The organism is Enterobacter cloacae complex sp. SHL001 (assembly GCF_049236825.1).
Lineage (GTDB): Bacteria > Pseudomonadota > Gammaproteobacteria > Enterobacterales > Enterobacteriaceae > Enterobacter > Enterobacter hormaechei_C.
Window position 1 is genome coordinate 329,914 of sequence record NZ_JBMKIP010000005.1, and the last position, 15,372, is coordinate 345,285.

Sequence of the window (15,372 nt, forward strand, 5' to 3'; positions counted from 1 at the left end):
AGAGCAATAGCGCCATTGCCTATGGTTATGCATAACATTTTTTTAAAATGAGACGAAGATTAGCAACAGCTCGTATTTCGCATACCGTGTTGATGATGAAAACAGAGCGGACACTGCTTTTCATCAGACGTAAATGACCAGAAATGACGGTGGCACGTCAGGCAAACGGCTTCATATGCCGGTATGGTCACGCTTTTCCCTACCCCGTCTGTTTGCGTCACGTTTATCGCCGCATGCTGGCATACCGCTTCGCAGCCGCCGCACCCCGTACAGCGTCCGGTTTCCACGACCAGTTCAGCGTTCTCAAACCGAATCGCGTTTTCCGTACAACTCCGCCAGCACGCGCCGCACAGTACGCAGGATTCGGTATCGAGAGTTATCTCTGCCTCGCTAAACGCAGAAAACGCCCTGCGCAGTTCACGCTGACCGGGCACGACGCTACAGGCCTGGACATCCTCTCGGGGAACGTGCATCAGCACACGCCGGGCGGTATTAACCTCGTTGACGGGTATATATTTAAACGCCCACGCCGCTTCACCGCGTCGGCGAAGCGCCAGATTCAGCCGGGCAATCGCCAGCAACCAGTCAGGATTCTGCTCCGCATCGATACTGATAAAACGAACGTGGTACTGCGCGTGCCACAGCAGAAGCTCATTCACCCCTGGCGCACGGTCAGTAAACGGCCCAACAAGCGTATCGCCACACAGAAAGCGTTTTCGCGGCGTGATGCCGGTGATGGCCTCAGCGGGGCAGACGAACAGGCAGTCACCGCATTCAATACAGCGGCTGTCATCAACCGAGACGCTTGAGTCGGTAAAAGTAAAAGCCTGCACAGGACAGACGTCCGCGCAGGCGAGGCAGGAAGCGTGGCGAAAACGGCGACGGACGCACGCATGCGTCACGTCCATCGCCGGGGCAAAGGTCAATCCGCCCATCAGCCAATACTGAAGAAAACGAAGCGCAGCATCAGCTCACCGACAATCAGCAACGCGCTTCCCAGCAGCATGGGAGATCGCGCCGCTTTCAGACCGCCCGCAGCAAAGCACAGCATACCCGCAACGGATACGCACCAGCTCAGCAGATGCACGGTTCGCAGTTGCCCCAGCATCTGTAGCGGTGCGTGAGGGAACGTCACCACGGTGTTGTCCATAGCCGTAATATCTGCCAGCCAGACGGGCTGCATCACCAGACGCACAAGCACCAGCAGCGTGATAATGACAACCGCCGCACGCACGTTGATGCGGGCATGCGGCGCACAGGCCATGCAGGCTGAGCCGATTATTCCTACCGAGCCGATAAACAGCACCAGCGTGTTAACGTGCTGCCATGTCACCACGGATGCGTGCATGTAGATCTGCGCCATGCAGAACACGTCGACTAAACCAACCAGACCTGCCACAAACAACAGTGGCTTCCAGCCTGGCTTTTTGACAAACATCAGCAGCGTTGCGAAGCCAAGCGCCGCAAGATAAAGACTGGCAAAGATAATCTCACGACTCAGCCAGGAGCTGGACACGTGGCGCAGCGCGTTAAGAGCATTAAGCGGATAGCCCATGTGCAGCGCGGAGGTGAGCAGCCCCAGACTCGCCAGCACAAACGCTCCGGCTGCCGGCAGCAGCGCGCTGCGTTGCGTGCTTCCGAACGCCAGCCACAGCGTAACGCCAACCGATCCTTGCAGGAACAGCGTAAAAATCAGCAATGGTAACTCATGCATGACGTTTCCCCTCTTTCTCTGCGCCCTGATGCGCTTTGATCACCAGGTTTGGTTTGGTGATGGAGGAATCAGGCAAGCCTTTCACATCACAGACCGCACCATACTTCGCCCGCAGTTCATCAATCGGCCCGAATTTAATCGCTTCGAGTGGACAGGTTGCCACACAGACGGGCTGCTCTCCCTTCGCCTGGAGATCCACGCAGAAATCACATTTGGACATCTGCCCGGTCTGCTCGTTGAGCTGTGGCGCGCCGTAAGGGCAAGACCATGCGCAGTAGCCGCAGCCGACACACTTATCAGTATCAACGCGCACAATGCCGTCCCCCGGACGCTTATGCATCGCGGTGGTTGGACAGTTTTTGGTGCAGACAGGGTCTGCGCAGTGGTTACAGGAAATAGAGAGCGTGTAGGCAAAAACGTTGTTGCTGACGCCGCCCTGCCCGGTCGGGATAAAACTCCCGCCGTTGACTTCATAAACGCGACGGAAACGACGTCCGACCTCAAGGTTGTTTTTATCTTTGCACGCCACCTGGCATGCCTTGCAGCCCGAGCACCGAGAAGAGTCGATATAAAAACCCAGATGTTTGTCGCTCACCGGTGCGTAATGTTTAAACTGACTCATGCTTTAGCTACCTCCACCAGCATGGTTTGATGGGAATTCCCTTTCGCAAGCGCGGTAATACGCGCGGAACTAAGCACGTTCGCGCAGCCGCCTTTATCGATACCCTGCGCGTCCGGCTGCCACCAGGCGCCTGCCTGCATGGCCACCACGCCTGGAATGATGCGCGGCGTGACCTCCGCCGGGATCTCACAAATGCCGCGCGCGTTATGAATACGCACGGTATCCCCCTGCGCAATGCCGCGCTTTTGCGCATCCTGCGGGTTGATCCACAGCTTTTGCTGCTGCGCCTCAATTAACCACGGGTTGGCGTACTGGGTGGAGTTAGCGCGGTTTTTCCCTTTCCAGGTGATCAGCTGGAGCGGGAAGGTTTTCGCCAGCTCGTCTTCCGGCCCTTCATGGGCTGGCACGTAGTGCGACAGCGCCGGAATTTCCGGGTGATGCATGTCATACAGACGCTTCGAGAAGATCTCAATTTTTCCGGACGGCGTCGGGAACGGATGATTCTGCGGATCGCAAATGTTGTCTTCAAAGGCAACGTACGGCGCGCTTTTGAAAAGATGCTGACGCGTCTTCTGTAGCGTCGCGAAGTCCGGCAGGTTTTCATCCGGCATGGACAGCCGCGTCTGCTCCCAGATGTGCTCAATCCACGCTTTTTCGTCACGGCCCTCGCTGAACGCTGGCTCGACGCCAAGCTTAGCAGCGACTTCCCGCAGCCAGTCGTAGTCTGAACGGCGTTCAAATTCAGGTTCAATCAGCTTTTCTGACAGGATCAGATAGCTTGCCGTACCCCAGGTTTCGCCGATATTCCAGCGTTCCATGAAGCTGGTTTCCGGCAAAAGCAGGTCGGCGTATCTGGCGCTCGGCGTCATAAACAGATCGCTTGCGACGATAAACTCGATTTTCGACTCGTCTTCCAGGACACGGGTTGCCTGATGAAGATCCGGGTTCTGGTTAGCCAGATAATTGCTCGCCAGCGAGAACAGGATGCGGATATTGCTGTCCAGCTTCTCAGCATCCTTCAGGCCATCTTCCGCGGTTACCTTAGAAGCATCATCCGCGGCCTGCACCCAGTTCATGACCGAAATTTTGGCGTTGACCGGGTTGTCCGGCATCTCTGGCCCGGCCGCAAATTTGCGGTTTGCGCAGCCGCCATAGCCTGCTGCCCAGCCGCCTTTCACCCCGACGTTACCCGTTAGCGTGGCCAGTATCGTCGAGCCGCGCGCGGTGCGCTCGCCGCAGTTGTGACGCTGCGGTCCCCAGCCCTGGATCAGCGCGGCGGGTTTGGTGGTTGCGTAGTCACGCGCCAGCTGACGAATAGTTTGTGCAGGCACGTGGGTGATTTTCTCTGCCCACTCAGGCGTTTTCGCCACGCCATCCTTTGCACCGCTCAGGTAAGCCATCAGGGATTCATTGGCCGGAACGCCCTCTGGCATGGCGTCTTCGTCAAAGCCCAGGGTGTAGCGTTGAATAAAGTCGCGATCGTGCAGATTCTCCGTGACGATCACATACATCATCGCGTCCATCAGGGCGTTGTCCGTGGCAGGAAGCAATGGGATCCACTGATCGGCAAGGGAGGAAACCGTATCGGAATAGCGTGGGTCGACAACAATGAAGCGCGTGCCGTTTTGCTTCATCTTCTGGTAGAAGTGGTTTCTGTGCCCGAAGATGGTTTCCGTCGGGTTATGCCCCCAGAGAATGACCAGTTTGGTATCCAGCAGCGTGTCCAGAGAGCTGCCGCTGGCGGCGGTGCCATAGGTATACGGCGTTGCCGCCGCCGTGTTACCCATACTGACCGAGTGATAGCTTTCGAGATAGCCGCCGGTTAAGTTGAGCAGACGACGAACCATTTTATCGCCGGAAAAGGTCCCGCCGGACACCGCGGTGCCCACATGAACATAGCGTGACGCAGCACCGTATTTTTGCGTAATAGTTTTTAATTGATTCGCAATGAGGGTGGTGGCTTCATCCCAGGTAATACGCTCGAATTTTCCTTCGCCACGTTTACCTACACGTTTCATTGGATATTTCAGTCGATCGGGGTGATAAACAAATTTCCGATAAGCCCGACCACGAACGCAGGCGCGCATTACTGGCATCTGCGGACCCAGCGCGTTATCCGGACGCGTTGAAATTCGGGTCACAACGCCATCACTGACGTGAGCACGAATATCACATTTGCCGCCGCAGTCAAACGTACTACAGGTTTGCACCACTTTTTCTTCAGGCGTAGCGTCTGAAACCGCCGCGCCCTGTGCCTGTACTTTGCCGGTTTTGACGACAAACGGCAGGGCGGCGAGCGCCGACCCTGCCTGAATAAACTGACGCCGGGATATGGCGGGAATAAGCCTTTCTCCCTGATGTTTATTTTTTTTCATTGCTCGTTCCTTCAAATAAAAACGCATTCTCGTTTTTTTTCAGGAACGAATATTGATAATTATCAAGCTAACTCTTGAGGGGTAATACTTAGCGATCTAATTCAAAATTCACTGTCGCCGTTTGTCCTGTTTCATCTAATACAATTAATTGATATTTACCCGGCAAATATAATTGCAGTGAATAATTCTTCTGATGCCCGTCCAGCGGTTCGCCATTCAAAAACCACCATCGTTGTCCCTCCCCGCCGCTGGTTGAAACGTTGAGGGTCATATTTTTCTCACCCGGAAGACGTTTAATTACCGCCCCTTCTCTGACGCCTGACAACATCATCGGCGCCGCACTATGATTATCCAGCGGAGGGCAAATAGCTGAACGGGCGGGAAGACGAGCAGCCCGTTTTTCAGCAGCAGGCAGCCAGGGCTCCAGCGGTAGCGGCCAGACATCCAGCACTTTCTCTGTCGCATCAGGACAATCCGCCGCAACGCGTTTGCCTTCTTTATCCAGCCAGACCGGGAAACGGATCCCGCGAATACCTTCCTGTTCCGGCAGCAACAGCGTAGGCGGTTCACTGCCTTCCAGCAGCCAGGTTGACAGCCGACGCCGACAGTTTTCGCTCCCTTCAGGCAGGGACTGGCCCCCCGGCCAGCAAATCACGCCCCGTCCTACGCTTGCAGGACGCGGATCGCGCGGCAGGCGCGCTTCATCCACCATCGAGCGGGACTGAAGCATGTTATTGACCTGATTCAGGAGCGGTACCGCGCTGGCGAAACCAAACTGCCCGGCAACGGGCGTGCCGTCCGGGCGTCCGGTCCAGATTCCAATGACATACCGGGCGTTCAGGCCGATGGCCCAGGCATCCCGGTAGCCATAGCTGGTGCCCGTTTTCCACGCCAGCGGCGCAACCTGGGGCAACGCACTGTCCGGCAGGGGCTGTGCTTCATTAGCGAGAATGCGACGAATGATCCACGCCGCCCCCTGCGACAGCAGCGGACGTTCGATCAGCGGATCGCCCGGCTGTAAACGCAGCCGGCCCGCCTTACCCTGACGCGCAAAGGCGCTATAGGCGGCAGCGATATCAGCCAGGCGTGCGCCTGCGCCCCCCAGGATCAGAGAGAGGTTGGGCTGTGCCCCCGCAGGCAGAATGAGCGGTAATCCCGCGTTGCTCAGCATTCCGGCAAAACGTTTTGGGCCGTACGCTTCCAGAACCTGCACCGCAGGCAGGTTGAGGGAACGCACCAGGGCTTCGCTCATACTGACCGGCCCATGGAAGCCGCTGTCAAAGTTGCCGGGACGATAATCCCCCGTTTTTCTTGGCACATCCTGTAATAACGAAGCGGGATGGATCAGACCATCGTCCAGCGCCATGCCATAGATGAATGGCTTGAGGACCGATCCCGGCGATCGGATCGCATTGACCATATCCACGTGGCTGAAACGGCTGTCATCATTGATATCTACCGAGCCTACCCAGCCACGCACTTTCATGGATGTATGATCCACGACGATCATCGCCAGCGAACTGCGGGCGGGCAGGCGTGATTTCCAGTTCATTGCCAGCTCTTCAAGCTGTCGTTGCAAAGCTGCATCCAGCGTGGTGACTATTTTTGTGTCACGACTTTTACTCAGCATCATGCGGGAAAAGAGCGGCGCCAGCTGCGGCATCTGCCGGGGAGCCAGCCAGACCGGCTCTTCACGGGACTCTTTCACCTGCTTCTCAGACCAGACGCCCTGAGTCAGCATGCGGTCGAGCACTTTGTTCCGCGCCGCTTCGGCACGTTCCGGCCAGCGGTCCGGGCGCAGACGGCTGGGTGCCTGCGGCAGAACTGCCAGCAGCGCCGCGTCGGAATAGCTCAGCTGAGACGGCGGTTTGCCAAGGTAAGTCCAGCTTGCCGCGCCCACGCCCTGCAACGTGCCGCCAAACGGGGCACGGTTAAGATACAGCGTCAGGATTTCACGCTTGGAGAGATGCCACTCCAGCTGCATCGCCCGCCACAGCTGACGAATTTTACCGCCAAAGGTACGCGGATGCGGATCCAGCAGGCGCGCCACCTGCATGGTAAGCGTGCTCCCGCCGGAAACCACTCTCCCGGAGGTGAGATCCTGCCAGGCGGCACGCAGTACAGAAAGCGGATTGACGCCCGGGTGATCCCAGAACCAGCGATCTTCATACTGGATCAGCGCCTCAAGATAGCGTGGGGAAACCTCTTCAATGGTAACCGGATAGCGCCAGATGCCTTCGCTGTCGGCAAAACGCCACAGCGGAACACCCTGCTCATCCACCACCACTCGCGCTGGGTTGACCTCTTTCAGGGGCAACGGCCACACGCGGTCAGCGACGACAATCAGCCCCCCTGAAACGAGAAGCGCTCCCGCCAGCCACAGCCAGCGGGAGCGAATCAGGCGTGCTATCCGCATCTTACGGAACAACGATCAGCGGGCCACTGGCCGCCCCCGTTGCCCGCCACTGCGGAACGTACATGGACTCGACCATCGGAACAGGCACCTGGTAGGTTCCCGGCGTAACGGCACGGGCCAGGTAAACCAGCGTGACCGGCTGACCTTCATTGACCGGCACCGCGGCCACAAAGCGATCGTCGCGGAATTCCATGTGCTGAATATCAGACTGTTGCATCTGATTCAGCAGGTTTTGCACTTCACTGCCACTGTCCTGCAAGCTGGCGCTGCTGCTCGCCAGATTCTGGTTTTCCAGCTCCAGACCTGCCGGGAGCAGATCCACCACCAGCGCATCCGGTACGTTCTGGCTGGCCTTCACCTCCAGCCATACCAGAACCAGTTCACCGCTCTTCAGAGAAGAGAGCGACTTGCTGCTGCCGTCTGTCGCCAGAATATGACGTTCAATCTGCAAGACATTAGAGGATGGCTGAGGCGCATACTCCGGATAGCCAGTCGTGTCCAGTCGTACCCACAGCGGCGTAGTGCCGGTATTCGCCACCTGCAAGGCATCAAGCTGGTCGCCGTTCAGGTTTTCTACCTGCGCTTTATCACTGCTCTGGGTCTGTTCAGAGAGGCTGGTCGTTGCCTGCCACGCGCCTGACAAGGTTTGCAGTGAACGTCCAGCCAGGAACAGCGCATTGCTCTCCTGGGTAGACAGCCAGCGCTGGCTGAACGCGTCTTCAGATAACGCGTTCAGCAGCCTGTTTTGCGCATCCGGCAGCAGCTTGTACTCTTCCAGCAGGGAGAGCATCAGGGCATTATCACGCAGCTGGCTGCCGTAATCCGCCATCCAGTTTCGGCTGTCGTTACGGGGAGTTTTGAGAGCCAGATCCAGCGCCTGCTGGCTGCGCGGTGCATCCCCCATCAGTTTGAGTGCCATGCCCAGCTGCATCAACGGAAGCCCGGAAGCAGCCTGAGCGTGGCGCTCCCAGATTTCACGCAGCGCACCAAGCGGCGCTTTTTGCTGACGAGCCAGCACCAGCGAAGCGTACGCCTGAACAGCAAATTTGCTGGCCTGGGTGTCGTCGCTGTAGCGGATGGACATCATCCCCGGATCCTGTAAATAGCGCAACAGTCGGCTGTTGGCGTTATTCACTGCCTCGGCAGGCACGCTGTAACCCTGCTCCCCTGCCCGCACCAGGAAGTCCGTGACATAGGCGGTCAGCCAGTACTCTTCCGGGCCGTTTTTATCCCACAAGGCAAAACCGCCATCGTCACGCTGCATTTGCAGCAGACGGGAGATCCCGATATCAATGGCCGCACGGCGTTTATCGTCGGTATCGCCTTTAATACCCAGTGCCTTAAGTTGTGCCGCGTTGGTGTAAAGCGACGGGAACAGGCCGCTGGTGGTCTGCTCAAGACATCCGTATGGATAGGCCTGAAGTTCACGAATGTAGCGCGCCAGATTTAAAGGTGGTTTACCGCTGAGCAACAGCTGCCCCTGTAGCGTGGCAGGCGAGAAACCGTTGATATGCTGTGCTGGTGCACTCCAGGATTCGCCAGGGTTCAGCATCGTGCCCGTATTCACCGTTTGCGCCGGGAATGCGGGACGCACGCCAATTTTCCAGCTTTTCTGCTGCGGCGCAAACGTCTCACCTGGGAGCTGAAGCCCCGTCACCTGAGCAGTCACTTCACCATCACCATAGCCTTCCAGGGCGCGCACCGGAATAAACAGGGTGCTACGTGCGCCAGGCGGCAGCTTAACCGGCTCTGGCTGAGCACCTTCGAGCGACAACTTACCGGTTGCGGTTAACGCAATGTTCAGCGTTTGCGGCTGGTCCGTCAGGTTAGTCAGGTCCAGCGTCAGGCGGGAGGTATCGCCACTGGCGAGGAATCGCGGCGTATTAAGCTCGGTGATAATCGGAGCCGCCACAATGATTTTGCTTTCGCTGCTGCCGAAATCGTCTTCCGTCCAGGCCTGCGCCATCAGACGCAGTTCGCCGTTGAAATCGCCAATCGGCAGCGTGATGGTGCCTTCGCCGTTGGCATCAAGCGTAACCGGCTGTGCCTGCTGGGCAATAATGGTGACATGGTTCACCGGTGGCTTACCGCCGCGTTTCAGTTCATCGCCGTCTCCGCCAAAGCGCAGTGCGGCCAGACGTCCCTGACCTTCAATCACCTGGCCGTAAACATCATAGATGTCCGCGCCATAGCGCTTCTGACCAAAGAAAGCTTCCCACGGATCCGGCGTGACGTAGTCGGTAATGTTCAGCACGCCGCTATCGACAGCCGAGACCAGTACGTTCACCTTCTGTGGCACAGTCCCCTCTTTTACGCTGGCTTTCACTTTCACAGAAAGCGTCTGGTTCGGACGCATTTTTTGCGGGTTATCCAGTGCGATGTTCAGGCGACGATTTTCGTCCCCCATTGGCAGATGCAGCAGGCCAACCGCCCGTTTTGGCGTGGCGGATTTGGATTTATCGCCAGGACGAACCACCAGCGTGCTGAGGTAGAGATCGTGACGTTTCCAGTCCTTATCCACCGGAATGGCGAGATCCAGACCGTTTGCTGGCACGTCGATCTCTTTCCACCACAGCGGTCCTTCGCTGGATTCGATCATTGCATAGCCCTTGCCTGCGGCCGGCGCTGCAATATGCAGGTTGATGGTATCGCCTGGCTGATAGGATGGCTTGTCCAGTTTCAGCGTCACACGATCCGGGCGAGCAGCGCCCGTGCCATCGCTGTTATCCTGCCAGCTGTACCCCGCCCAGAAGCGCACGCTGCTGACCATGTCATCAGGGGCTTTCACTTCCAGACGGTATGAGCCCCACTCCACCGGGAAGGTGACTTTACCGGTTTCATCGGCCTTGAGGTTTAGCTCCTGCTCGCCCTCAACCAGATCTTTTTGATCAAACTGAGACTGCCAGCCCTCACTCTCGGACCAGTTCCAGAAGTAGTCGCGACGCTCACGGATCAGACGCACCTGCAAACCAGATACCGCTTTTTTCGCCCCGCTGGCATCGGCATAGACGATGTCAAAGCTGGCGTTGCCGTTTTCATCGACAATCGGCTGATTGACGGTGGTATCGGTACGGTAGTCGTAAACGGCCTTGCTGGCGAACTGTGGGCGGATCCCCGGAAGTTCAGCCGCAGGCCAGATAGCCTGCTCGGCGCGTCGCGTTACCGGACGCCCACCTGATTCCAGCAGGCTGGCCTGCAAAATCAGTTGCAGCGGCGAGTGCACCTCTTTCCACTGGCTTTCGGTGGTAACCTGCCCACGCCCCTGTTCGTCCAGCGTAAGCTGCACTTCATCCAGACTGCGGCTCAGGTTCTCCTCGGCAATATCACCAAACTGGAAGCCAGGCAGCGCAGGCACCGCGTCACGTAGCGGACGCAGGAAAAGCTGGCCTTGCAGAGAATTGCCGTTAGCCGGCGCGCCATACAGGTAATAGCCCACAACGTTAAAGTCGACATTATCCTGCGGGGAAACCGGCGTTTTTTGCCCGGTCAGATTCAGCGCCATACGCTCAGGCATAAAATCTTCGACGTGGAAATCCCACATGCGCTGCTGGTTATCGCCCGTATTCGCGCGAATATGCCACATGCCGGTCTGGGCGCCGCTATCGAGCGGATAGTTGAAGCGATAAAGGCCGTTCTCAGGTTGCACAACGACCGTACGCGCCACCTGTCCGTCCGGGCGCAGCACGTCAAGTTTTACCGGCTGATCGGGAAGCGGTTTGCCATCGCTGTCGCGAAGCAGGCCGTTCAGGATCACCGTTTCACCCGGACGATAGAGATCGCGCGGGCCAAACATAAAGAACTGTTTGCTGTAACCCGGGTTACCGGCGATATCAAACTCCGCCAGATCCAGCGCCGGAAGTTTGAGGTCGAGAAGCGTGGTCTGGCCATCTTTACTGGCCAGGATCAGCGCGGCTTCTTTATCGGTTTCCAATTTCGCATGACCATCGGCGTCGCTGTTCGCCTCGGCCAGGGTCTGCCCTTTATCGTTCAGAAGGGTAATGGCCACACCTGACTGCGCCGCACCGTTTTCAAGACTCTGGGTGAAGATGTCCAGGCGGTTATGATAACGGTGAGCGGACAGCCCAATATCACTTAAGGTAAAGAGCGTCGCGGCGTTACTGTAGTTATAGTGACCAGCCTGGTTCATCACGGCGATATAGACGCCAGACTGCTGGAGCGGCTTAATATCTTTGAGCGGCAGGAGCAGTTTTTCACTCGTATTGCGCGCCGGGTTGAGGTCGAAACGGCCGGTGTAGACCAGTTCCGCCATCTTCAGCAGGTTGTCAGATTCCCAGTTGGTCAGCGAGTTACGGTACTCCCACTGGCTGACAAACGAGGCCAGCGACTCCGGCTTCACGCGATAGAAGTTCACATCCACATTGTTGACGTTGAGCGCCATCACCGGCAATCCTTCCACCACCTTACCCGGCAGCAGCGATCCGCGGCTGGCGAATCCGACCGTCGGTTCAACATCCCGGGTGGTGATCGCTTTTTCATAGTCGATGCCGAATGTCGCTTTGTTCAGCGCCAGCAAATTACGTTCGACGGTGACGACCAGATTACGATTCGGCTCCAGATGGCGCAGGCGCAGCTCTTTCAGATTGGGGGCCAGTTCCCAGGCGCCGTCCACTTTGCCGCTTTTTTTATCCACCACATGCACCGTTTTCGCAAAATCCTGGCTGGGCTCCAGCGGTACAGAGAAGGTCAGAACCAGCGTCGCAGCGCCGTCGAGTTGCACTTCAGAGGCATCCAGCAGCGTCAACGCCTTGCCCTGACTCTGCGCGGCCAGCTTAGCCAGCTTTTCAGGATCCGGTTTTGCTGGGGTTTTCTGTTCTGATGCAGTAGACGCTGCGGGGGCAGCGGCCTGAGGTTTGTCGTCGCTGTTATCACAGCCGACAAGCGTAAAGGTGGTGAGCAGCGCGAGAGAGATCGCAGCTAAGCGAAACGGTTTCATCCTGTGTCCCTGGCCTGAGGGGCCTGTTGGTCATCGTCCGGATAAGTATTATCCGCAAGTTTCGTTAATACAAAAAGTCCAATTTTATAATCTGGAAAGCACCTCGCAGAATGGCATCACGCAGCCAAACCGTGATGGAACGGCGATCACAGCGCATAACGTAACATGTTACCTTTCGCGTCATTTGTTTTTAAAACAAGAAGATAGCTGGATAAGCTCGCATCAGGCCTGCTAGTTTTATGACCATGACGCACCCCGAGTGCGCGGTTCAATAAGAGAGAAAGCCATGAAACGAGCCGTGAACGCCCTACAAAATTTCGGAAAATCATTGTACGGACCTGTACTTATCTTACCCATCGTCGGCCTGTTTATCGCCTTCGGGAATGTACTGGGTAACGGCAATCTGGCCGAGTACCTGCCGTTTCTCGGCCACCCGCTGATCCAGAGTGTCGGCCAGCTGATCGCCAAATCTGCCGTGTCGGTGCTGGTCAACCTGGCGCTGGTGTTTGCCGTCGGGATCCCCATTGGACTGGCAACACGAGACAAAGGCTACGCGGCGCTGATTGGGCTGGTGACCTTTATCGTATTCATTAACGCGATGAACGTGACGTTACAGCTTCAGGGAGAACTGGCCCCTGCGGAACAGATGAAAGCCGCCGGACAAAGCATGGTGCTGGGCGTCCAGGTGCTGGAGATGGGCGTTTTCGCCGGGATCCTGACCGGGGCGCTCTCCGGTTATCTGTACAACAAATATTCCGGTGTCCAGTTTAACGGCGCGATGGCGATTTACTCCGGCCACTGCTTTGTCGCGATTGTGATGCTGCCTGTCTCTATGCTGCTCGGCGTGGTCATGAGCGAACTCTGGCCGTACGCACAGCATGGAATAAGCGCTCTGGCGCTGGCGATCAAAGGGTCCGGTCCGTTTGGCGTGGCGATCTACGGTTTCCTTGAACGCATTCTGGTGCCGACGGGCCTGCATCATCTGGTCTATACGCCGTTCCTGTATACCGAACTGGGCGGTACGCAGGAGGTGTGTGGCGCAACCTATCAGGGCGCGCGCAATATCTACTTCGCCGAGATGGCCTGCCCGGACGTGAAGCAGCTCAGCAGTACCGTGGTGTGGGATGCGCGCGGCATCAGCAAGATGTTCGGCCTTCCTGCCGCCGCGCTGGCGATGTACATGACCGCGAAGCCAGAGCGTAAAGCGATTGCGAAAGCGATTCTGATCCCGGCGGCGCTGACCTCGCTGCTGGTCGGCGTAACCGAGCCGATTGAATTCTCCTTCCTGTTCGTCGCCCCGCTGCTGTTCGTGGTGCATGCGGTGCTGACCGGCATCGGCATGATGCTGTTCTCGCTATTTGGCGTTCACGCCATCGGCGCCAACGGGATTATCGATTTCATCCTCTACAACCTGCCGCTCGGCACGGAGAAGTCCAACTGGCCCATGTACATCGTGGTCGGGCTGATCATGTTCGCCCTTTATTTCGTGGTATTCCGCTTCCTGATCCTGCGCTTCAACATGAAAACGCCGGGCCGTGAAGATGAGGACCAGGAGACACGCCTTTACAGCAAGCAGGAGTACCAGGCGAAGGGCAATAACGACGAGCTGGGCGAATCCATCGTGGTGGGTCTGGGCGGTCGGGAAAATATAGAGGTAGTGGATAACTGCTACACCCGCTTACGCGTCACGGTGAAGGACGTCGCTATCATCGATGAACCGCGCCTGAAAGCGACCGGCGCGAAAGGGATAATCAAACAAGGTAACAACGTTCAGGTGGTCTACGGGCTGCATGTCAAAAAAATGCGAGAAGCCGTTGAGACGTTTCTCTGAAAGGAGCTAAAGATGTTTACACCCCCATTTATTCTGTCGATTGCCGGCGGCGGTAGCACCTACACGCCAGGTATTGTGAAAAGCCTGATGGTACGTCTGCATGATTTCCCTCTGGCAGAGATCCGCCTGTATGACATTGACGAGGCTCGCCAGAACACCATTGCGCCCGTGGTGGAGAAGATTATTCGCGACCACAGCCAGAGCATCAAATTCACCGTCACCAGCGACCCAGAAGTGGCCTTCAGCGGCGCGCATTTTGTTTTTGCCCAGATGCGCGTCGGACAATACAAAATGCGCGAGCAGGATGAAAAGATCCCGCTGCGCCACGGGGTGGTCGGCCAGGAAACCTGCGGACCCGGCGGGCTGGCATATGGCCTGCGTACTATCCTGCCGATGGTAGAGCTGATCGATCGGGTGGAACGCTACGCGCACGAAAAGGCGTGGATCGTGAACTACTCCAACCCGGCGGCGATTGTCGCTGAGGGCGTGCGTCGCCTGCGCCCCAACGCACGCGTGCTGAACATCTGCGATATGCCGGTTGCCGCGATGCGCAATATGGGTGCCATTCTGGGCGTGGATCGCCATCAACTGGAGGTGGACTATTTTGGCCTCAACCATTTCGGCTGGTTTACCCGCGTGCGGGTGGACGGCGAGGACAAGCTGCCGGAGCTGCGTAAACATATCGCGAAGTTTGGCCTGCTGACGGAAGATGCCGCGAAAACCGACCCGCAGCACTCGGATCCGTCGTGGGTGAAAACCTGGCGCAACATCAAGCCGATTATGGATAACTTCCCGGAGTACCTGCCGAATCCGTATCTACAGTACTACCTGATGCCAAACCAGATTGTGGAGCATCAGAACCCTGACTATACCCGCGCCAACGAAGTGATGAACGGGCGTGAGAAAAAGCTGTTTGCCGCCGCCGAAGAGTACCAGCGCACCGGAATTTTACCGGACGCCTTCCACGTAGGTGTTCACGGCGAATTTATCGTCGATGTCGCCTGCTCACTGGCGTTCAACCTGCGCCAACGCCATCTGGTGATGGTGGAAAACCGCGGGGCGATTACCAACCTGCCGTACGATGCGGTGGTGGAAGTGCCTGCCTATATCACCTCCGAAGGGCCGGAGCCTGTCCGCGTGGGTCAAGTGCCGCTGTTCCACCAGACGCTCCTGCAACAGCAGCTGGCCTCTGAACAGCTGCTGGTTGAGGCAACCATCGAAGGCAGCTACGAGAAAGCGTTGCAGGCGTTTACTCTGAACCGCACCGTGCCGACCATGGAGCACGCGAAAGCGATTCTGGATGAGATGATCGAAGCCAACCGCGACTACTGGCCTGCGCTGCAAAAGGCCTGGCAGGACGGTGAAGCGGTGAAAAAATAGGGGCTTGCTCGCGAGTTGAACGTGGTTAGCTTGTCGGTGTCAGAAAAAACACCGACAATCCTTTTTTACGGAAAAGAATG

General features: G+C 57.3%; 8 protein-coding genes. 2 read left to right on the forward strand and 6 right to left on the reverse strand.

From position 1 onward, the window contains the following. Positions 1–59 precede the first annotated feature (59 nt). From ACOTYH_RS16105 to ACOTYH_RS16130, 6 genes are all read right to left on the reverse strand, one after another. Complete coding sequence (locus tag ACOTYH_RS16105) at positions 60–935, reverse strand: 4Fe-4S binding protein (RefSeq protein WP_047732768.1); 876 nt, start codon at positions 933–935, stop codon at positions 60–62. Beyond that, positions 935–1,714, reverse strand: coding sequence for a dimethyl sulfoxide reductase anchor subunit family protein (locus tag ACOTYH_RS16110; RefSeq protein ID WP_193360989.1), 780 nt, complete (start codon positions 1,712–1,714; stop codon positions 935–937). Before ACOTYH_RS16110 ends, ACOTYH_RS16105 begins: the two co-directional genes overlap by 1 nt. Continuing rightward, on the reverse strand, positions 1,707–2,336 hold the full coding sequence (locus tag ACOTYH_RS16115; RefSeq protein ID WP_163278596.1) for a DMSO/selenate family reductase complex B subunit: 630 nt from the start codon (positions 2,334–2,336) through the stop codon (positions 1,707–1,709). Before ACOTYH_RS16115 ends, ACOTYH_RS16110 begins: the two co-directional genes overlap by 8 nt. Continuing rightward, positions 2,333–4,711, reverse strand: coding sequence for a DMSO/selenate family reductase complex A subunit (locus tag ACOTYH_RS16120; protein WP_421637821.1), 2,379 nt, complete (start codon positions 4,709–4,711; stop codon positions 2,333–2,335). Before ACOTYH_RS16120 ends, ACOTYH_RS16115 begins: the two co-directional genes overlap by 4 nt. 88 nt (positions 4,712–4,799) lie before the next feature. Next, positions 4,800–7,127, reverse strand: coding sequence for a peptidoglycan glycosyltransferase PbpC (pbpC, locus tag ACOTYH_RS16125; protein ID WP_421637822.1), 2,328 nt, complete (start codon positions 7,125–7,127; stop codon positions 4,800–4,802). A gap of 1 nt (position 7,128) precedes the next feature. Beyond that, positions 7,129–12,081: an alpha-2-macroglobulin family protein gene (locus tag ACOTYH_RS16130; protein ID WP_421637823.1), complete on the reverse strand. Its 4,953-nt coding sequence runs from the start codon at positions 12,079–12,081 to the stop codon at positions 7,129–7,131. Between the two features lie 286 nt (positions 12,082–12,367). Here ACOTYH_RS16130 and ACOTYH_RS16135 point away from each other — a divergent pair, with 286 nt between their 5' ends. Together ACOTYH_RS16135 and ACOTYH_RS16140 are read left to right on the forward strand one after the other, a co-directional pair. Continuing rightward, entirely contained in the window at positions 12,368–13,912 is a 1,545-nt protein-coding gene (locus ACOTYH_RS16135; protein WP_017692920.1) for a PTS transporter subunit EIIC, read from the forward strand. 12 nt (positions 13,913–13,924) lie between these two features. Then, entirely contained in the window at positions 13,925–15,292 is a 1,368-nt protein-coding gene (locus ACOTYH_RS16140; protein WP_063932847.1) for a 6-phospho-alpha-glucosidase, read from the forward strand. Positions 15,293–15,372 lie beyond the last annotated feature (80 nt).